The organism is Methylobacter sp. Wu8 (genome assembly GCF_036440755.1).
GTDB classification, from domain to species: Bacteria; Pseudomonadota; Gammaproteobacteria; order Methylococcales; family Methylomonadaceae; genus Methylobacter_A; species Methylobacter_A tundripaludum_A.
Window position 1 is genome coordinate 143,978 of the sequence record NZ_JAZGVT010000073.1, and the last position, 20,858, is coordinate 164,835.

General features: G+C 48.4%; 17 protein-coding genes. 9 read left to right on the plus strand and 8 right to left on the minus strand.

Annotation, left to right across the window (positions count from 1 at the left end):
- Positions 1–2: 2 nt before the first annotated feature.
- On the minus strand, positions 3–1,496 hold the full coding sequence (locus V3O24_RS16385; RefSeq protein WP_331308045.1) for a hypothetical protein: 1,494 nt from the start codon (positions 1,494–1,496) through the stop codon (positions 3–5).
- Positions 1,497–2,230: 734 nt separating this feature from the next.
- On the opposite strand from V3O24_RS16385, the gene V3O24_RS16390 reads away from it, so the two are divergent.
- Positions 2,231–3,040 carry a hypothetical protein gene (locus V3O24_RS16390; RefSeq protein WP_331308046.1) on the plus strand — a complete coding sequence of 270 codons (810 nt, stop codon included), beginning with the start codon at positions 2,231–2,233 and terminating at the stop codon, positions 3,038–3,040.
- 1 nt (position 3,041) lies between these two features.
- The gene (locus V3O24_RS16395; protein ID WP_331308047.1) at positions 3,042–3,602 is read left to right on the plus strand and encodes a putative 2OG-Fe(II) oxygenase; all 561 of its coding nucleotides are present in this window, start codon (positions 3,042–3,044) and stop codon (positions 3,600–3,602) included.
- Positions 3,603–3,758: 156 nt separating this feature from the next.
- Here V3O24_RS16395 and V3O24_RS16400 read toward each other — a convergent pair whose 3' ends face one another.
- Complete coding sequence (locus tag V3O24_RS16400) at positions 3,759–4,241, minus strand: hypothetical protein (protein WP_331308048.1); 483 nt, start codon at positions 4,239–4,241, stop codon at positions 3,759–3,761.
- Between the two features lie 248 nt (positions 4,242–4,489).
- Here V3O24_RS16400 and grxD point away from each other — a divergent pair, with 248 nt between their 5' ends.
- Positions 4,490–4,813, plus strand: a complete 324-nt coding sequence (grxD, locus tag V3O24_RS16405; RefSeq protein WP_331308049.1) for a Grx4 family monothiol glutaredoxin — start codon at positions 4,490–4,492, stop codon at positions 4,811–4,813.
- Positions 4,814–4,853: 40 nt separating this feature from the next.
- Here the strand turns inward: grxD and rnt are convergent, their stop codons facing one another.
- Positions 4,854–5,474: a ribonuclease T gene (rnt, locus tag V3O24_RS16410; RefSeq protein WP_104422426.1), complete on the minus strand. Its 621-nt coding sequence runs from the start codon at positions 5,472–5,474 to the stop codon at positions 4,854–4,856.
- Positions 5,475–5,575: 101 nt separating this feature from the next.
- Between rnt and V3O24_RS16415 the strand changes: the two genes are divergently transcribed.
- Entirely contained in the window at positions 5,576–6,337 is a 762-nt protein-coding gene (locus tag V3O24_RS16415) for a VacJ family lipoprotein (RefSeq protein WP_104422427.1), read from the plus strand.
- Between the two features lie 71 nt (positions 6,338–6,408).
- Here the strand turns inward: V3O24_RS16415 and pyrC are convergent, their stop codons facing one another.
- Positions 6,409–7,440, minus strand: a complete 1,032-nt coding sequence (gene pyrC / locus V3O24_RS16420) for a dihydroorotase (protein WP_331308050.1) — start codon at positions 7,438–7,440, stop codon at positions 6,409–6,411.
- Between the two features lie 107 nt (positions 7,441–7,547).
- On the opposite strand from pyrC, the gene V3O24_RS16425 reads away from it, so the two are divergent.
- The 5 genes from V3O24_RS16425 to V3O24_RS16445 all read left to right on the plus strand — a co-directional run bounded on the left by V3O24_RS16425 (position 7,548) and on the right by V3O24_RS16445 (position 11,944).
- Positions 7,548–7,805, plus strand: a complete 258-nt coding sequence (locus V3O24_RS16425) for an FmdB family zinc ribbon protein (RefSeq protein WP_104422429.1) — start codon at positions 7,548–7,550, stop codon at positions 7,803–7,805.
- Between the two features lie 102 nt (positions 7,806–7,907).
- Entirely contained in the window at positions 7,908–9,698 is a 1,791-nt protein-coding gene (aspS, locus tag V3O24_RS16430; protein ID WP_104422430.1) for an aspartate--tRNA ligase, read from the plus strand.
- A 150-nt stretch (positions 9,699–9,848) separates the two neighbouring features.
- Positions 9,849–10,367 carry a hypothetical protein gene (locus tag V3O24_RS16435; protein WP_146083302.1) on the plus strand — a complete coding sequence of 173 codons (519 nt, stop codon included), beginning with the start codon at positions 9,849–9,851 and terminating at the stop codon, positions 10,365–10,367.
- Between the two features lie 135 nt (positions 10,368–10,502).
- On the plus strand, positions 10,503–11,600 hold the full coding sequence (nadA, locus tag V3O24_RS16440) for a quinolinate synthase NadA (RefSeq protein WP_331308051.1): 1,098 nt from the start codon (positions 10,503–10,505) through the stop codon (positions 11,598–11,600).
- The gene (locus tag V3O24_RS16445; RefSeq protein ID WP_104422433.1) at positions 11,600–11,944 is read left to right on the plus strand and encodes a hypothetical protein; all 345 of its coding nucleotides are present in this window, start codon (positions 11,600–11,602) and stop codon (positions 11,942–11,944) included. The genes nadA and V3O24_RS16445 overlap by 1 nt, the downstream gene beginning before the upstream one ends.
- A gap of 161 nt (positions 11,945–12,105) precedes the next feature.
- Here the strand turns inward: V3O24_RS16445 and motB are convergent, their stop codons facing one another.
- From motB to V3O24_RS16465, 4 genes are all read right to left on the minus strand, one after another.
- A complete protein-coding gene (gene motB / locus V3O24_RS16450) occupies positions 12,106–13,068 on the minus strand; it encodes a flagellar motor protein MotB (RefSeq protein WP_331308052.1) in 963 nt (320 codons plus the stop codon).
- Positions 13,069–13,071: 3 nt separating this feature from the next.
- Positions 13,072–13,920 carry a flagellar motor stator protein MotA gene (motA, locus tag V3O24_RS16455; RefSeq protein WP_104422435.1) on the minus strand — a complete coding sequence of 283 codons (849 nt, stop codon included), beginning with the start codon at positions 13,918–13,920 and terminating at the stop codon, positions 13,072–13,074.
- Between the two features lie 414 nt (positions 13,921–14,334).
- Complete coding sequence (locus V3O24_RS16460; RefSeq protein WP_331308053.1) at positions 14,335–18,858, minus strand: EAL domain-containing protein; 4,524 nt, start codon at positions 18,856–18,858, stop codon at positions 14,335–14,337.
- 236 nt (positions 18,859–19,094) lie between these two features.
- Positions 19,095–20,828, minus strand: coding sequence for a multicopper oxidase domain-containing protein (locus tag V3O24_RS16465; RefSeq protein ID WP_331308054.1), 1,734 nt, complete (start codon positions 20,826–20,828; stop codon positions 19,095–19,097).
- Positions 20,829–20,858: the final 30 nt, after the last annotated feature.

A 20,858-nucleotide genomic window follows, 5' to 3' on the forward strand; every position in this document is an offset into this window, starting at 1 on the left:
GTTTATCCTTTTGCTTGGTGGACAGGTTTTCTGGCTTTTTTCTTTTTGGATTTAGCGGTGCCTTTGGTTGCTACCGCGCTATCATCGCTCGCAGGCTCAATAACAGCGGGTGCGGCATAAACCGGCATTTGCGGCCCATAAGCCGGTTGTGACCAATAAACCTGATTGCCCAGCAGACGCGTCACCACGACGGCGTGAGAGCCTTTGATGTCGATGGATTGCTTGCTGCCGCCGATGGCGATGCCATGCTTGCCGGAAGGCAATGTTGCGCGGGCAATGCTGATGGTTGCAGGCAAAGTGCGCCAAGTGCGTTCATCAGCGGATTCGGTAATGACATTGGCTATATTCAGCGCAATGCCGGCAATCGCCGCACCGCCGCCTTGATCCATCAAGGCTTTTTGGGACATTGCTTTTGCCGCGGCACGAAGAATGCCCCGAACGATAATTCCCGGCATATCGTCTCTTAATGCTCGTTTGGACATTGTATCCAGACTGGTCACACCCGCTAATGGCAGGGTGTCCTTGCCGTCGATGCCGAGGGTGCTGGGTTGCGGAGTGCGGCTGGGGTCTGAATGCAGTACCGGAAACGATATGGGAATAACGCCCAAATTACTGACGATGACCGGCACAGGAATAGTGACTGAGCTAAGCGCGGGCGCGGCGCCGGATTCAACCACAAACAACACATCGGTTTCGGCAGGTTTACGGAGGCTAGTACGGGCTTCCAACGTCGCCAGGCCGTCTTCCAGAATTTTAATATTAGGCTGTAGCTCAATCGCCTGCCGGTAACCGGGCGCGGCGAGTCCCTGTTCGTTCAAGGCTTCATAGACAAAACCGGCCAAATAATGGCTGAAAGCGCTTTGGTAACCGTTTTTCAGTCGGGTGACTTCGGCCGAATTAAGCGTTTCGACCGGATAACCGTTCAAATCCTTAAAGGTTGTGGCGATGCCTTTTTCCTTGCTTTCCTGTTCCAGCGCCTCGGCGTCTTTCGCGTTGATTTCCGCGATAATGGCTTCGCGCTCGTGGGTTTTCTTGATCTCAACTCTGGCGGCATTCCAGTCGCCTGCCGATAAGTGATCCAGAGCCAGTCGGGTGGACAGCATGACTTTTTCATAATCATGCCCGTCGTAGCGGCGGGTTTTGTCGTTTAGCACCACCGCGCCGACATTTTCCAAAATGGCGCCGGCCCTGATTTTGGCCTCATTTTCCCACTCATTGACTTTCCGGTCGGCCAACATCCACGCGCCTGCGCTGTCTTTATATTGGCTTTTCAAACGCAATAATTCGCCTTTTTCCAGATAGTAAAGCAAATCTAAGTCGCCGCCGGTGTTGTTGGCTTCATGTTGAGTTAAGGCTTGATCAAGCTGGCCTTGTCCGACCAGATCTATGGTTTGTTTGAGTTCATTATCGTAACTGCGCATTGCGGAGCAGCCGGATAGCGTCAGCATCAATACAAAAGGCAGGGCAAGGCCTGGAGAAGAGGTAAAGAGGGGCATGAGGATTCCTTGTTTTATTATTATGGTGGTGTACGGTTTTTACCCGCTAGCTTCGGTGTCGTCCGTAACTAAGATGCCAACGCAGTAGAGGAAGTATAAATGTTTTTTTTGATAACCCAATTTTTTTGAGCTGATGCACTTTACGGCATTACAGCGATAGCAATGTGTCGGGATTTGTGAATAACGGAGGACAATTGGAATAAGTTTAAGTTATTTATCTGTTTTTTATTCTTCCAGACGATAGGTCGCATTCATTTTTTTGCCGCCCATCGTCGAGACCATATCTTTGTTTGCCGTAAACCGGAATGTTCTTGTCAACTCATTTGTAAGCTTAGACCGACTATACAAATATAGTGAAATAGTGAACAATGAAAACCGGTCGTAAAGGGTGAATTTAGCAAATAGGAGCGGTTGACCACTAAATTACAGAAGCTCAGAACCACCTTAGTCTGTCCGTATTTTTTTCAAAAATGCACAATGCAAGACTTGAACCTGATGTTATAGGGCAGGTTTTAGGATGAGATCGAAGCTATGTTCGGTCAATCTGCCAAAATTGCACCGCAGAAACGACTAAAAAATCAAAAAATAACTGAAAACAACCTATTGGCCTTTATCGCCTCTTTTCAGTTAAGAGCGATATCATATGTCAAAAAATCATGATAAATCTGACGCCTGGAACGCGTTGGTTTTAATCTTACAACGGAATAAACAACTAAAATTATGGGGTGGAAATTATGGGATGGACAAAATCTGTCAGTAAAGGTGCGAAGGGTGTTGGCAAATCAATAGACAAGGGTGCAAAAGATACCGGTAAAGCAGTCGTAGATACCGGAAAAGATGCTGGAAAAGCAATTGAAAAAGGCGCAACGGATACGATTGATACGGTCGTTGATACTACAACTACCGTTATCAATGTCGCAACTGATACATACAATTACGCAGTCGATTTTGCTAATGATACGGCCGCTAGAACTGAAAGCATTGAAGCGACGGTATTGAAAAATACCGAAGAAATGGCAAAGGCTGGTATTGATACAACTTCAAAGGAGTTTAACGATTTATCAAAACAAGCTGAGCAACAAGTTATTGCTGGTGTTGAGGCTGTTAAAGATGCGGCAGTAGACGCTTATGCGTGGATTGATGAGAACGCTTGTAGAATTGGTCTAACGGCGTCGCTATCGATGGGTTTCGTCGCAGCATTTACGCCTGCGCAGCCAGAGGGGGCGGCGACATCAACTACGATGAGTTCATTATATGTAACTATGATTTCAACTGCTGGAAAATATGCAACTGCAATAGCATTGGCGGAAGCGTCTACAGAATTAATTTATTTGATACCTGGTGTAAAGGGGCAAGTGAATCAAGACCTTTTATTTAATTGTGTTTCAAATTGTATTTACTACTCATTAGATTCGGCCGCATTGTGGGGAACGCCTGCTGGAGTTGGGATCGCGATGGGGGCCGCAGTGTCGCCAATTGTAGCAACTTTAATATGCACTAGAACTTTACCTAACGGATTTTCCAAAGCACTGCCAAAGAGTTAATATGGAAAGCAAGGTGTTATACACATTAGAGTATTTAGTTGGACATTTGGACAATATAGATAACCTAAAGTTAAAAGCTAACATATTGCGTAATTACGAAGGAAGAAACTTCATGGAAGATAGTCCAGAAGATATTCGTTATGAGGATATTAGACTGGACTTATTTCCAGAAGTTAAAAAGTTGATGCGCACTTTGATGGATAAGTTTGAGGAACAATATGGGTTGAAAATAAAACCCGTTCCAACATCAGACCCGAATGAAGTTGTTTGGGCGGTTGTGCATCAACACAATGAAAGCACCAATTGGCACGATCACGCAACCCATACTAATTACAATAAGGGAGCTAAGGTAAGTGCGGTATATTATGTAGATGTTCCACATAATAGTGGGGATATAGTATTTAAAGTTCATGAGAATCCATTTGTAACTAAAATGTATTTGGAGAAAGCGGAAACGGGTAAGTTCATAATGTTTGATAGCACATTGTTACATTGCGTAACTAAAAATTTAAGCAATTATAATAGAATTATTATTAGCATGAATTTTACATTTGATGACTAATCAAGGTTCTTCGGAGTCAGGGGCAATTTAGTAATTAAGCGGATATAATGGATTCGTAATGTTTTCGGCAATGCGATTAAAAAATGGTGATTGGACTGCATAATTTCTTAACTGGGTGTGAAAATATATTTTCCCTGAAGAATTGGTTTCGTCAGTCTATTCGAGGGTTTTGCTTTTAATGCGGGTTCCCATTAGGTAATCGAACCAAGGCCAGGTAACGCACCAGTTACCGGGGGAATTGCCGCCGAGATGATGGTCGCAATGCCAGCGCAAATGCCGTTTAGCCCAAGCCGGGTCAAGGTGGGCCTTACGATGTTTATAGTAATAAAGCATTAAGGAGGCATATAGTGTGCCTACAAATAGTGGGAACATGATCAACAGTGGCGCATGCAGCAGTACAATGCTTATCAACACCGCTAATTCCTTGGTTTGAGGATTCCATGTTGTTAGATTCATGGACTGATAGCCCGGGTCGAGCATGGCGTTTTGGGTGCAGGCGGCGTGATGTTCATACCAGTGGTAAGCCCAGAAACTATGCCGATTTCGTCCCAGCCCATGCAGAATGTATTTATGCATCAGCCATTCGCCCGCATTGGCATAGGCCAAGCCTAAAATGAATTGGACAGCTACGCTAAGCATGGGCAAAATACCTCGTGCGTTAATTAATCTATCGGCATTAGCCGGAATATTTCTTGTTTCTATAGTACGTCTGTTATTAAATCAAGCAAAAGATATTGTCAGATAAAGCCATTCCAAGTGGGGTGTTAAATGACGCCGATTAGTGTGCTCAGCGGTTGCCCCGGCGGCCGGATTGCAAGATTTTCTTTTTTAGCCGTTATAAAGTTGATAAAATCAGTGGGTTTTTCATTTATTGGGTGATTATCATCATGAGCGTTATAGAAAGAATTAAAGACCAGATTGAAAATAATCCGGTGGTTTTATATATGAAAGGGTCGCCGGATTTTCCTCAATGCGGCTTTTCCGGTCAAACAGTGCAGGTGTTAGAGGCCTGCCATGCCAAATATAAGCACGTTAATATTTTCGAGGATCCCGAGCTTCGCGAGGCGCTTAAAGAGTATTCGAACTGGCCGACCTATCCCCAGCTTTATATTGGCGGCGAATTAGTCGGCGGTTGCGATATTGTTACCGATCTTTATCAAAAGGGTGAGCTGGCAAAGATGTTGGCTGCGGTTGGCGGTGTAGAAGAATAAGTTGTATTTGACTTGTCGGGTTACGCTACGCGAACCCGATCTACGCTCGTGATTCCAGTTCCTTCCAGCGGTTGACGATCATGCAAAACAGTTCCGCTGTTTTTTCGGCGTCATAGAGCGCTGAATGCGCTTTTTCGTTATCCCAGTCCAATCCTGCCGATTGGGCGATTTTCGCCAGCACTGTCTGCTGATAGGCCAATCCTCCCAACGTCGCGGTATCGAAAGTGCTGAACGGATGAAAAGGGCTGCGTTTTATTTGGGTCCGTTGAATGGCTGCATTCAGGAAGCTGATATCGAAAGCCGGGTTGTGGCCGACCAAGATTGCCCGTGTGCAATTATTACGTTTGACGGCTTCTTTAATCGGCTTAAACAGCATGTGTAGCGCATCTTTCTCTTCGATAGCCATCCGAAACGGATGGTGCGGATCGATCTTGTTAAATTTGAGAGCGGCTTCGTCCAGTTCGGCGTTTTTAAAGGGAATGACATGTGTTGTATAACGTTCGGTTACTTCCAGGTCGCCGTTGCCGTTATATTCAACAATAACCGCGGCAATCTCCAGTAATGCATTTTTTTTTGGATTAAATCCGGCTGTTTCTATGTCAATGATTACCGGAAGGAAGCCCCGGAAACGTTTGTCTAAGGGAATTGCAGGTGTATCCATTTTGTGAGTTATGCCAAGATGTGTTGAAATGATGAGTAATAAATGCGGCGATTTATGATATGTTACGCGAAAATCAATAACAGCGTTGTGGAGAAAATGTAATGCGGCAGAAAAAATTAATCACTCAACTCGGATGTCTTGTTTTGTTGGGTGCGCTGGGTGGGTGTGCAACTTCCGCTAAAGATCCTCAGGATCCATTTGAAGAATGGAATAGAGGCGTGCAGACGTTCAACGATAATCTTGACGAGTATGCAATGAAGCCTGTTGCCAAAGGCTATCAGTGGATAACGCCATCGTTTGTTGATCGCGGCGTGACTAATTTTTTCAGCAATATTAATGATATTGGCGTAACTATTAATGACTTGTTGCAGTTCAAAATCGAACAAACCGGTATGGACGGATCGCGATTTCTCGTGAATACCGTCGCCGGTCTTGCCGGTTTTATTGATGTCGCAGAGATGATCGACTTGCCCAAGCATAATGAAGATTTTGATCAAACCATGGGCGTCTGGGGTGTGCCGGCAGGCCCTTATCTGGTGTTGCCGTTTTTCGGGCCAAGCTCTCCTCGGGGAGTGGGCGGCCTGATCGGCGATGCGGCGATGAATCCGATCAGCTATATTGATAGTGGGGCAATCACCGGCGGCTTGTTTGCGTTGAATGCCGCCGACTTACGTGCAGACAACTTGGCTACTGAAAAAATTGCTACAGAAGCGGCCGTAGACCGGTATGCGTTTTTTAAGAGCGCTTATTTTCAACATCGTGAATACCTGATCCACGATGGCAACCTGCCGGAAGGACATGATTTGCTGGAGCTTGATAAGGAGTTTAATGAGGATAATTTGGGGCCGATTAAGCCTTACTAATCCATACCTTTAAGGATCCACGAAAGGGCCGGTAGTTATGCACCGGCCCTTTTTTGTGGGTAATATCCAGGTTATTGCAATTTCCAGGGTAATGCTTCATTAGCCTTCAACGGCGTAATCGACAGGTCATTTTTCCCGTAAACAGGCGGCACTTTCCAGGCGGTTTTTTCCAGCGTGACTGTACCTGAATTTCTGGGCAGCCGGTAAAAATCAGCGCCGTAAAAACTGGCGAAAGCTTCCAATTTATTCAGTGCATCCGCCCGTTCGAATGCTTCCGCGTAAAGTTCCAATGCCGCATGGGCGCTGTAACAACCGGCGCAACCGCAGGCGTTTTCTTTTAACGAAGTCAGGTGCGGCGCGCTGTCTGTACCCAAAAAGAATTTTGGATTGCCGCTGGTCGCAGCTTCGACTAATGCCAGACGGTGCGACTCGCGTTTGATGATCGGCAGGCAGTAATAGTGCGGCTTGATGCCGCCGGCCAGAATCGCATTGCGGTTAAAAAGCAAATGTTGGGGTGTGATGGTTGCGGCAATATTGGGAGTGGAAGCCAACACAAACTGCACGGCTTCAGTTGTGGTCACATGCTCGACCACGATGCGTAAGCCAGGAAAATTGCGGGTGATGTCGCTTAGGTAGGTGTCGATGAACACCCGCTCCCGGTCGAAAATATCGCAAGCGTCGTCGGTTACTTCGCCATGAATCAGCAAGGGCTGGTCATGCCGCTCCATTGCCGCCAATAGCGGATAAATAGCCTTGATGTCGGCAACACCGGAATCGGAGTTAGTGGTGGCTCCTGCCGGATAAAGTTTGAAGGCATGGATATGTTCGCATTCGGCGGCTTTTTTGATTTCAGCCGTTGTCGTCGAGCCGGTCAGGTAAAGCGTCATCAGCGGCGTAAAATCCAGGTCCGCAGGAACTGCGGCTAAAATTTCTTCCCGATAAATCAAAGCCTGAGCCACCGTCGTAACCGGCGGCTTGAGGTTGGGCATGATGATCGCGCGGGCAAATTGCCGCGCGGTATGGGGCATGACAGTTTTTAAAACAGCGCCGTTTCTGACATGCAAATGCCAGTCATCCGGCCTTGTGATGGTTAATGTTTTCATTATTGGAGTTAAATTCTGTAAAATAGGCGGTTATTTTATAGTAAGTGCCTTGAAAAATTAAACGCAGCACTTATCGTAGCTATTATTTCTTATTATCGGAGCGATAAATGCCAATATACGAGTACCAATGTCAATCATGCGGTCATGAGCACGAAGCGTTACAAAAACTCAGCGCCGAGCCCCTCGTTATCTGTCCAGCCTGTAGCAAGCCGGAATTAATGAAAAAGATTTCTGCAGCCGGCTTCAGATTAAAAGGCAGCGGCTGGTACGAAACCGATTTTAAAAGCGGCGCCAAGAAGAATGTCGCCGGCGAAGCCAGTTGTTCGCCTTCCGGCGGCTGTCCGGCCGGCAACTGCAAAAGTTAATAAAACAGGCGCAAGACACAAGGTGAAAGACAACGAACACGCTTTCGCCTTGAGCCTTTCGTCTTTTGCTTTTTACCTTAACTAAATCAACAGGGAAAATTTATGCGTACTCACAAGTGCGGAGAATTAAACACACAACAGCTAGGCGAAACGGTTTCAATCTGCGGTTGGGTACATAGACGCCGAGATCACGGCGGCGTTATTTTTATCGATCTGAGAGACCGCGCCGGCTTGGTGCAAGTTGTGGTTGATCCCGACGTGGCTGAAACCTTCGCGACGGCTGAAAGCGTCCGCAGTGAATATGTATTACAAATTACCGGCTTGGTTCGCGACCGTCCGGCAGGCACGGTTAATCCCAACATGCATTCCGGCGCGATTGAGGTATTGGCTAAAAACATCGTCGTGCTGAACGAGTCGGAAACCCCGCCGTTCCCGGTCGAAAGCGAGATCGAGGTCAACGAGGAACTGCGTTTGCGCTATCGCTATATCGACTTGCGCCGCACCGAGATGCAGGAAAAGATGAAGGTGCGCCGCGACGTGACGCGGGTGTTAAGAAATTTTCTCGACGACAACGAGTTTTTCGAGATCGAAACGCCGTACCTAACCAAAGCGACTCCAGAAGGCGCGCGCGATTACATCGTGCCGAGCCGCACCCACGAAAATTCGTTTTTCGCGCTGCCGCAATCGCCGCAATTGTACAAACAAATCCTGATGGTCGCGGGCATGGACCGTTATTATCAAGTCGTGCGCTGCTTCCGCGACGAAGACTTGCGCGCCGACCGTCAGCCCGAATTCACCCAGCTGGATATCGAAACTTCGTTCATGGATGAAAACGAGATCATGCATGTCATGGAGGAAATGATCCGCCAGTTGTTCATTAAAGTGATCGGCGTAAACCTGGGCGACAAATTTCCGCGTATGACGCATCAGGAAGCCATCTCCCGTTACGGCGTCGATCGTCCCGATTTACGGATTTCGCTGGAATTGGTCGATGTTGCCGAGGACATGAAAGACGTCGATTTCCAAGTCTTCTCGGCGCCGGCTAACGATCCGAAAGGCCGCGTCGTTGCAATGCGCGTACCGAATGGCGGCGAATTAAGCCGTAAAGACATCGATGCGTTAACGAAATATGTCAGCATTTACGGCGCAAGAGGCTTGGCTTATATCAAAGTCAACGACCTGTCGGCCGGTGTCGACGGTTTGCAATCGCCTATCGTTAAATTCGCTCCTGCGGAAGTTTGGGACAGTGTGTTGGCCAAAACCGGCGCGCAAAACGGCGATTTGATCTTTTTCGGCGCGGATAAAGCGAACATCGTTAATGAAGCGATGGGCGCATTGCGGGTCAAGTTGGGGCATGATTTGAACCTGCTGCAAGGCGACTGGAAACCGGTTTGGGTGGTTGACTTCCCGATGTTCGAATGGGATGAAAAAAGCGGTCGTTACAATGCGATTCATCACCCGTTCACCGCGCCAAGTTGCTCGGTTGAAGAGTTGGTCGTCAATCCGGGTGCGGCATTATCGCGCGCTTACGATTTGGTGTTGAACGGCACCGAAGTCGGCGGCGGTTCGATTCGTATCAACCGCAGCGCTATGCAGCAAACCGTGCTTGAGATTTTAGGCATCGGCGAAGACGAAGCCAGGGAAAAATTCGGCTTCCTGCTGGATGCATTGAAGTACGGTGCGCCTCCGCATGGCGGTTTGGCGTTCGGCCTTGACCGTCTGGTCATGTTGATGACAGGATCAACCTCTATTCGCGACGTGATTGCTTTCCCCAAGACCCAATCGGCGGCTTGTCCGTTGGTCAGCGCACCGGCGGTCGTCACCGATGAGCAGTTGAAGGAACTGGGCATCAGGTTGATTAAACCTGCGGGAAAAGAGAAAGTTAAGGACTAAAAAGCTTTTTTATTCACCACGAAGGCACGAAGGACACGAAGTTTTATTTCTTCGCGCTCTTCGTGCCTTCGTGGTGAAATGCTTTTATGGATTGACCTACCAAGCCGGTTGCTATGTATGGTATGAACAAATATTACAGAGAAAGCAAATATGGCTAAATGCCCAATATGTAATTCAAGAAAAGGGAAAAGACAGTGTGTAATCGCTAATGGATTAGTGTGTAGCTTGTGCTGCGGAACTATCCGCAAAGAAGATTCCTGTTTAGAGTGCTCATATTATCAAAAGCCGAAACGGAAATATAACGAAGTGCCGTCTTTTACGACCAATCAAGTACATGAAAGTGATGTATTGACGGGTTATAGCAATGCCATTGAAGGCGCTTTTTGTGCTTACGATATTGAAAATAACAAGACTTTAAACGATGCCGATGCCATCAGAATCCTTGAGCTGCTGATTGATAAATATCATTTTAAAGACACTGAAATAAACTGCGACAGCTCGTTCCTATCGGCGGGATTCAATTTTGTCGATGCCGTGATAGGCAGGGATTTAGCCGGTATTGATGGGCTGGAATTGGTGAAATTGTTGTGTATTCTTCATGCTGTTGTGAAAAGACTAACCAAGACCGGCAAAGAATACATGAATATTATTCATAGCTATGCAGGTTAAAAAATCGGTTCGTATCTGCCGGTTTTAAGCGATTATAGATTTTTAAGGTTTCTCCCTCTTAGGGCACAAACGCCATATTCTGCCGATGTTAAGCAGTAAACTAACCTCAAAATTCTCCGCAGAGGAGTTTCATTTATGACCAATACCCCATTCCCGATTCAAGATTACGCCTTACTCAGCGATGAGGAATGCGATGCGCGGATTATCGCCGCCAAAGTCAAGCTTGGCCGCCGTTGCGTGGTGCTCGGGCATCATTATCAGCGCGATGAAGTGTTCAAGCATGCCGATTTTTCCGGCGACTCGTTAAAGCTGTCCAGGGATGCGGCGCAATCCGACGCCGAATACATCGTGTTTTGCGGCGTGCACTTTATGGCCGAAGTCGCCGATATATTGTCCCGTCCCGAGCAGATCGCCATTTTGCCGGACATGGCGGCGGGCTGTTCGATGGCCGACATGGCCAATCTGCTCAAGGTGCAAAAGTGCTGGGATGAATTGGCGCAAGTAATCGATGTGGAGGCCGAGGTTACACCCGTTACCTATATCAACTCTGCGGCCGATCTTAAATCCTTTTGCGGCCAGCATGACGGCATCGTCTGCACCTCATCCAACGCCCAGAAGATTTTGGAATGGAGCTTTGCCAAAAAACGGAAAGTGCTGTTTTTCCCCGACCAGCATCTGGGGCGCAATACCGGTTACCGGATGGGCATACCGCTGGAGGCTTTGGTGGCCTGGGATTTCAACAAGCCGATGGGCGGCTTAACCGAACAGCAAATCCGCAACGCCAAAATCATCCTTTGGAACGGCTATTGCTCCGTACATCAGGTATTCAAGCCGGAACATATTGACGAATTCCTTAAACGTTACCCGGAAACCAAGGTTATTTCGCACCCGGAAGCCGCATTCGAGGTGTGCCAAAAAGCGGATTACATCGGTTCCACCGAGTACATTTTAAAAACGGTCCGCGAAGCCGAAGCCAACACCCGGTGGCTGGTGGCGACGGAACTCAATCTGGTCAACCGCCTGCACGACGAATGCAAGGCGCAGGGTAAAAATGTTCATTTCATGTCGCCTACATTGTGCATGTGCTCAACTATGTTCAGGACAGACCCGCAGCATTTGGCCTGGGTGCTGGAGAACCTGGCCGCAGGCCATGTAGTTAACCGGATTACAGTGCCCGAGGACGTGGCGAAGTACGCCAAGAAAGCGCTGGACAACATGTTGGGAGTTATGTGATGTCGATAGATTTTAATCGTTTAAAGCATTTTTCGATGACATATGTGTTCATTGATGATGAAGATATAGCCTGCGAATATGAGCAAACAGAGCAAAATCCGGTCGTAGCCCCCGATGGCAACAGTGTCAGTTTCACCTTGAAAAATATCGATCAAGACGAAGACAAAGAGTGCTATTCGGTCGTTCTGGTAAAAGAAAGTGATGACGAGTTTTACATCAAATCCGATTATTTTGACGATGCGGCTGAGCCTTATCCTCTGGATGTTGAAATTTCCGATGACGACGTAAAGTTTATTCTGGAGGGTGAGGATGAGGTGATGTATTTATACGGGTTTTCCGAATAAATCGGTTGCTTAGGGCGAATCTGATAAAAGCTAAAGTCAAAAACAAGATAGCCCGATTGCCGCCAAACATAATGAAACAGCGGAACAGGGCGTTAAAAGGTGGTTTTCAGCTTGTCGGCTTCGATTGCCGCGCCGCGGAAAAAGTTACAAAAATTTTAACGTTATTTGGGTTCCGTTTGTTGGGGCGGCGCCGTTTCATCAGTACTTGGCGATGTGCTTTCGGCCTCCGGTGGCGTGCCTTGCGTGTTTGGGTCGCCGCCTTCGGTTTGCAAAATCTCCTGCTCGGTTTTTTTGTTCATAACGATAATGGAAATTCGCCGGTTAATCGGATCCAGCGGTTCGGTGGTGGCGCTGTAGTGAACACTGGACGATAACCCGATAACTCTTAAAACCTTTTCCTCGGCAAGCCCCCCTTGATTCAATTCGTACCGAGCGGCATTGGCCCGGTCGCTGGAGAGTTCCCAATTGGTATATTTCTTTTGATTGGGCGGAAAAGGCCGTGCATCGGTATGGCCGTTTATGCTGACTTTATTGGGTAATTCGTTGATGGCCGGAGCCAGCGCCCTTAAAAGCAATTTAATTTGCGGTTCGGGTTCGGCACTAGCCAGTTTATACATGGGCCTGTTCTGCGCGTCAACAATCAAAACCCGTAAGCCTTCGGAGGTTATTTCCAGTTTAATTTGATCCTTGAACTCGGTTAATTCTGGAGTTGTATCGATTTTATTCTGGATTTTTTCCTTCAGATTCTCGAGCTTTTCCCGCTCAATTTCTTCGGCTTTCTGTTCTATTTCCTCTGCCGTCATTTCCTTCTCTTCCGGTGTCAGGCCTTTGTCAACCTGGCCTTGATCTTGTGACGTGAGATCCGCTCCGCCCGCTTGAATTATGCTGGTGCGATCGCCGATATCGGCTCCTCTTTCTTCAGCGGACGCTTTAAAAGGATCTTGAAAGTATTCGGCAATGCCTCGGCGTTCCGGTTCGGTGGTTGTACCCAACAGCCACATCAGTAAAAAAAAAGCCATCATGGCGGTTACAAAATCGGCGTAAGCCAGTTTCCACACGCCGCCATGAGATTCATGGCCGCCTTTTTTGATTTTTTTTATGATGATCGGTTGTTGGTCGGCCATTTTTTAACCTTTATTGGCTCTTAACTGTTCTTCCAGTTCCAGAAAGCCGGGACGCATGGAGGAAGAAATCATCGTGCGCATATATTCCGCAGTCATGGCCGGCGATACGCCTTTGGCGCAACACAGCAAGCCTTTTTGGGCGCATTTATAGACGTTGCCTGACGCTTCGGAACGTTCCCCCATGACCGCAGCGACGGGGCCGACAAAACCATAGGAAAGTAAAATACCCAAAAATGTACCCACCAGGGCCGCGGCGATCAATTTGCCCAACTCTGAGGGCGGAATACCGACTGATTCCATGGTATGCACGACGCCCATTACCGCCGCGACAATCCCAAAGGCCGGCATGCCGTCAGCGATATTCTGGATGGCTTTGACCGGCGCATGGGCTTCTTCATGATGGGTTTCGAGTTCCTGATCCATCAGTTCTTCCAGCGCATAGACCTCAACGCCGGTTACAATCAGGCGAAGGTTGTCGCAGATAAATTCCAATAAATGGTGATCGCCGAGAATTCTGGGCGTAAAGACCGGGCTGCTTTTCGGATCGTCGATAATACTTTCCAGCGATAATAAGCCTTCCTTGCGTGTTTTGGTGGTGATCGCATAAAAACACAACAGCAGCTCAAGGTAATAGGCTTTATTGTACGGGGTGCTTTTTAAGGTGGCGGTGGCCTGACTGATAGCCTCTTTGATTACATTTATGGAGTTTCCGCACACGAAAGCGCCCAAGGCCGCTCCAATAATGATCACAAATTCAAAGGGCTGAAAAAGAACGCCGGGGTGTCCGCCGGCCCCCATAAATCCGCCCATGATTGAGATAGAGAGGATCAAATATCCGACAATAACTAACATGTGTTCTCTTTATGTGCTTGGTTTATATTGAAAAAAACTAAATATCATGCGATAGCCGCTGATGTTTAAGCAACGCTCACGGCATGATTATATATCGGGTGACACCAAAACCGATTTTAAATCCGAACTTTTGCTGTTCCATAACCGTAAGCTTATTTTAACTTGAATTTGAAATTCAAGGGTCAATCTTTCACTGCCTTGTTTTTCTTGAGTATGTACGGGTTTAGAACGCGGGCATCACAGACAAAGACGTGGTCCAAAGCCGGGTAATCAAGGCGGCGAAAGCATGAAAGAGAGGTCCCCTCATGAAGCCGTTCGCAATCTTTGCGGAGTTATTTTGTAATGCCAATAGACTAGGAAGCGCTGATTGCCTTTTCGTTGCGCATGAACGAAAACGGTTTGTTCAGGGCTTCCCTATGCTTGATCGATTAATAACCGGGCAAATTCTTCGGCGGGTAAGGGCTTGCTTTTGATGTAGCCTTGATAGGTATCGCAGCCTTTTTCCCGCAAAAATGCCAGTTGCTCAAGCGTTTCAACGCCTTCGGCCAACACCTTGAATCCTAGAATATGCCCCATCGCGACTATCGTCGCGGTGATTTCCATGTCGTCTTGCAGCGAGGGAATATCATCGATAAAGCTTTTGTCGATTTTCAGTACGTCCAGAGGGAAGCGCTTTAGATAAGCCAGCGACGAATAGCCGGTGCCGAAGTCGTCAATCGCAAGACGGACGCCCTGGGCGCGCAAATTATTGAGCACCTCGACGGCTTTGTCTTCATTCTCCATTAAGCCGCTTTCAGTGAGTTCCAGTTCTAATAGTTCGGCGGGGAAACCGGTCTCGTGCAAAACATCGGCTACCAGAGCGCTGATGTCGCTACGGCGGAATTGGTGTGGGGAGACATTGACCGCTAAAGTTAATGACGGCAAACCGGCGTCTATCCAGCGCCTGCCTTGCCGGCAAGTCTCGCGCAACACCCAGGCGCCGATTTCAACGATCAGCCCGGTTTCTTCGGCAATGGAGATGAAGCTGGATGGCGAAATCAGTCCCTCGGTGGGATCTTGCCAGCGTACCAAGGCTTCGGCGCCGATTATCAGGCCGCTGTCGATGTCTATTTGCGCCTGATAATAGACGCACAGCTCCCGCTGTTCAGTGGCGCGGCGCAGACGGGTTTCCAGCGCAATACGTTCGCGGGCGATAATGGTGAATTCTTCCGAAAAATAGGCAAAACAACCGCGGCCTTCATCTTTCGCTCTATAGAGTGCAATGTCGGCGTTATCCAGCAGCGCTTCGGGGCTGTCGCCATGCTGGGGAAACAAGCTGATCCCTATGCTGGCGCCTATTCTGACCTTTCGGTTCGGCTCATCAGGATTGGCATTGTTATTTTGCAGCAACTCAAAAGGCTTGCTTAAGTCGGCGACGATTTCTTCCGCGACCCGCGCTGCATCTTCCGGGTGTGTAATATCTTCCAGCAGCACGATAAACTCGTCACCACCCAAACGAGCGACCATGTCAACCTCGCGCAACCTTGACTTGATGCGGGCGGCAACCTGTTGCAGTAACGCGTCACCCGCCAAGTGCCCCATGCTGTCATTGACCGCTTTGAAGCGATCCAGATCGAGCATCAGCAACGCCAGTTGTTTGCCGTCACGCCGCTCCATATCAATGCTGTGCTTCAGACGTTCCCACATCAGGCGGCGATTAGGCAGTGCGGTGAGCGGATCGTAATAGGCCAGATTGTGAATGGTTTCTTCCGCTTCCTTGTCTTTGGTGATGTCGGTGAAGGCGCCGACATAGTTGCTGATCTTGCTATTCGCATCGCTAACCGCAGTGATGATCAGCCATTCGGGGTAGATTTCCCCATTTTTGCGTTTATGCCAGATTTCGCCTTCCCAGCAGCCATCCTGTTGCAGGCTGTGTTGCAGTGCTTGGTAGAAGTGCGCATTATGACGGCCCGAGTTAAGCAAAGCACCGGTTTGCCCAATGGCTTCTTCGGGACTATAGCCGGTGATACGGGTAAACGCCTTGTTGACCTTCAAAATAACCTGATCGGCATCGGTGATGAACATGCCTTCTTGCGATTCAAAGGCGGTTGCGGCGATGCGGAGTTCGGCTTCCGCCCGTTTTTGTTCGCTAACGTCGCGAAAACTCCATACTCTGCCGACTACTTTGTTGTTAATCAGTTTGGGGATGGAATAGCGTTCGACAATTTTTCCATCCTTAAACTCAATAATATCGAAAGAATGAGCTTCGGGAGTTGCATACAGCTCGATTACCTTATTTGAGAAAGCTTCGGTATCTTTGATTTGATCGGGGCCGTACAATAATTCTATGCTGCCGTCTTTAGCGCCAATTTTGGCGGCTGCAACTTCATTGGGGATTTGCCATAGATCAATAAATTTTTGGTTATACAGCAGCCAATTATTGTGTAGATCCACGGCCAGAATGGCCTCGCCGGTGGATTCCAATGTGGCTTTTAGTATCGACAGGGATTCCGCTATTTGCATCGTTGACCGGTTCCGTTCGATCACCAACTGCGCCAGACCGGCATAGTGCTTAATCAGGCTGATTTCGGCATCGGTTGATTGCACCAGCCAGTTCTCCATCGGTGTCGGCGCTTTCTTCATCCCTGGTGGTCGGCCGCATTGGTTCCCTACCATGTGCGACACTCCTTCCATCCCTGGAGGTCGATGATAGAAAGCGAAAGTTCCTAGCACGCGGCCTTGATTGTTTTTAATTGGATGCGACCAGCAGGCGTGTAAATTGGCTTGCTTGGCGAGATCACGATACGGTTCCCAATAGGGGTGGTGTTGTATATCTTCAACGATGACAGTCTTGCCGAGATACGCAGCCGTACCGCAGGAACCTACGCCATCGCCGATTTCCAAGCCATCAATGGCTTGACTGTAAAAATCGGGTAAACTTGGCGCCGCACCGTGGCGCAGATGTTTATTGTCGTTATCCAGCAGCAAAATTGAGCACAATAGGTCAGGGTGCAGCGCTTCAATTTGACGCGCTAACTCATCTAATATGTTGTGGAGATCGTCCTCTCGATTAATTAATTGCAGAATTTGATTTTGCAGGGCCAGTTCGTCGGTACGGCTGCGTAATTTGTTTTCAACGGCCTTGCGTTCGGTTATGTCGCGCCAACAGACATGGGTAATAAGCTCGCCATTCACTGTCATTGGCGTTAGGGACACTTCTACAGGAAAGTGCGATCCATCGGCCCTGATGTGCAGCCATTCAAATCGGTGATAACCCACTTTCCGGGCTGTAGCTATCATTTCAGCCGCTTTTTGATCCGATGGTTGTCCATCGGGCTGATAGGCGGGAGATATTTCATCGGGCCGGCAATTAATGAGTTCCGATTTTGACTTAAGACCCAGCTGGATTAACGTAGCGGCATTGCAGTCGATGAATCGCCCCTCTTTGATCAGTAAAACAGGGTCGTTGGAATCTTCAAACAGGTGCCGGAATGCGTCCTCGCTCTCGCGTAGCGCAGCTTCCGCTTGCTTCCGTTCGGTAACATCCTGGACGGTGCCTATCAGTTGTGCGGGATTGCCGGTTTTGCCGTACTCGATGTCGCCATGATCAACTACCCAGCGTGATTTGCCATCGCTGGGTCGGATGATGACATATTCCATCGAAAATCGTTCGTGGGTATGGATTATTTTCTGGAAGTGATCCAGCACAGACTGTCGGTGCTCAGGATCAATCAATGCAGCCCAATTGGGAATATCCCGTTCAAAGCGCGCGTCGATGCCGAAAATCTGATCGAACAGGGGCGAACTTTCCCAGCGCCCTGTCGCCAGGTCGGTCACATAGTAGCCTATGCCTGCCGTCTCATGGGCCAAACGTAAAAGATTTTCGTTGCGAGCGGCTATTTTATTTTTTCGTTTTAACGATCTATAGGCGGCTAATAGGCTCAAGGTGATAACGCCGGTCAGCAGGGTAATGATTACGGCGATTTTGAGATATTGGATCAGCTTTTCCTGGTCGGCTTTGGGGTTTGGATCATAGCTGAAACCTTGTAAAAATTTATCGTTTTCAACCATGCCCGCCTTGACGAATGTTTCCGCCATGTGCCGCCAGCGCCAGGGATTCATGTGTCCCAGGTCGATGACGTCCGGTATGATCAAGGAGCGTATGGCGTCGGCTTCAAACTCAAGGTGTTCTCTGGATTTATTGGTTTTGTATTTATTGAGCAACAGGGTAATGATTTCCCGCGGGTGATCCATTGCGTAATACCAGCCTTCAAGGCTGGCCTGGCGGAATGCCTTTACGCGTTCAGGATGATGTTTCAGCTCGTTTTCCGTTGTAAACAGAATGTCGCTGTAGAAATCGATACCGTAGTTGCGCGGATTGAGTACGTTGAACTCAACGCCTTGTTGCTTTAGAAAAAAAGGTTCATTGCTTAGATATGAATTAAACGCGTCGGCTTTACCGTCAATCAAATCACGAATTTCATAACTGCTGGGGATGGCTTGAATGCGGCTTATATCTATACCTTCATTATTGAACATGGCGACAAAATCGGCGTCGACAGCCTGATTCAATAGCATGACTCTTTTCCCGATCAAGTCGTCAGGCGAGGAGATTCCGGTATCTTTTCGGGCGATTAATACGGAAGGGGAGTGTTGATAGATCGCAGCCAAGGCGACAAGCGGCGCGCCGCGCAAGCGTTCCAGCAGTAATTCGCTGTTGGCCTCGCCGTATTGGGCGCGGCCTTGAAGAACTTCCTGCACCGGTTTTTTTTCCGGGCTGCCTTCGTCGATAATAACGTCGAGTCCGGCTTCTTTGTAATAGCCTTTTTCTAAGGCCGCATAGTATCCGGCAAATTGAAATTGATGATGCCAGCGTAACTGTAGATGGATGGGTTCAGCCGACGCCAAAAAGCAAGGACAGATCAATGCCATAACAAGTATGGCACGGGTTCGCATCATATTAAGGTAATCCGCTTTCTATGCTTGATAGTCATTTTTGTAACTTCTTACTAATAACAGGTAAATTCACAAAAAAACCGATTAGAAAAACTTAAAAAAACTTCACCACGAAGACTGAAGGACACGAAGTTTTATTCTTTCGTGTCCTTCGTGGTGAATAAAAGACTTTTAATCGCCTATTTACCAGTATTCCGCACTTAGCCGAGTCACCTTGCGGTTTATCCGAAGTTACGGAGTTATTTATTAATCAGTTTACGAACACGGTCAATAATCAATTGGCGATTAATTATCAGCACATAACTTAATAACCCCAGAATTAAACCGAATAGCAAGTTTCCAACAAAAGAGCTTTCCTGTTCAGCTTCAGGCGTTGCGTCCGTCCGTTTGGGTTGCACGGTTTGCACCGCAACTTTTGACGGTTGGTAGCTTGCCTTCAGGTCAGGCAGGCCTAAGCTGCGCCACTCGTCATAGTCTTGCCAGATCGGGTAATCGCGTTTCCACATGCCTTTGGTGAAATAGGGCGCAAGGCTCATGCCATGCGATTTGGGAATACCTTTTTCATCAAGGAAGCCGTCGTAAACGACCAGGCTGATGTCGCCGCCTTCGCCAACGCCGTTAGTGGTAAACGCTTTCTCAACATGGTCATGGAACATCCAGATGCCTTGGCCAAAGCTGTGCAATCCGTCATCGATGCCGCTTAATTCCAGGTCCAGACGCTGCGCAGGCACCATGGTGTGTACATCGCGCTGGATATATGAGCCGGGTCCGTTATCGACGCCGTCATAATGAGTTATGGTCGGCTTGTGGCCGTGGATATGCACAGCCATGGCTTCGGTGTGACCGTTCAGTATCCGCAGTTTAACTTTTTCATCCTGTTTCATTTCAATCAATGATTCCCTTAGGGTGTAAGGGAAGGAACGGCCATTGAGCATGAAATAATCATCGGTGGCATCGGTGGTGTCGTATTCCATGTTCATATGCTTGGCAATCAGCCGTGGGTCGTTGGCCGAGCGGGCAATAAGCTCATGCAATTCCCTGTCCGCCGATTCATAATGCAAATCATATTCCCGCGCATATTTTTCGAGCACAGCAACCGATGGATGACGCACTTGACCTGCGCCGACATTAAGGGTTTGCGGCCAGTTGTTGGGGCGGTTTTCCTCAACGATGAAAATACCCTGTAAGCCCATTGGAATGTGGGTGTGTGGCTGAACATGGCAATGGTAATACATGGTGCCCGGTTGGCGCGGTTTGATCACGTAGGTTTTGCTTTGTCCGGGCATCGTATCCATGTTGCTGGTTTGTCCGACGCCATCATTGCCCACACCGGCATGGTCCATGAACGGATGGTCGATACCGTGTAAATGGATGGAATGCGGTAAATAATGAGTGTTTTCCAGAACCAGCCAGACCACGTCATCCTGTTCGACACGGATTACCGGAGACGGTACGCGCAACAGGGGGTTGGCGATCGGCTCGTAGATGCTTAGCGTGGACATGTCGCGGGTTTTTGGAGCGAAAACCCAAAAAGTCGGTTGGATGCCAGGCGCTATGTCGAAGGTGGTGGTAGGGTCTTTCATGTCCGGTGAATGACCGTTGAGTTCGGCAACTTCAAGCTTGATGATGATTTTATCCGGGTCGCCGTCGCCGTCGATGTCGTCGGATAGGGTAATCGCATCGGCTGCGAGCTGAGTCTCCATCAGTGTCGTCATGGAAATGCCGTTGGTACCCTTTACAAAGGCGGCGATATCGGCCGGATTGTCGGGATTACAGAGCCGTGAAGCTTGTATCGCAACACCATCAATGACTTGTGCTTCACGCCATTTGGCGGGGGTGAAGTCGGAACAGACTTCTTCTACCGCTCCCATGTCCACTTTGGCCGAAGGAGGTAAATCGCTGGCCGCTTGACTCCAAGGATGCATAAGGAGCAGGGTGGCGCTCCCAATAAAGGTAAGAAGGTTTTTACGCATACGACGACCTCAGAAAAAACATTAAATAAA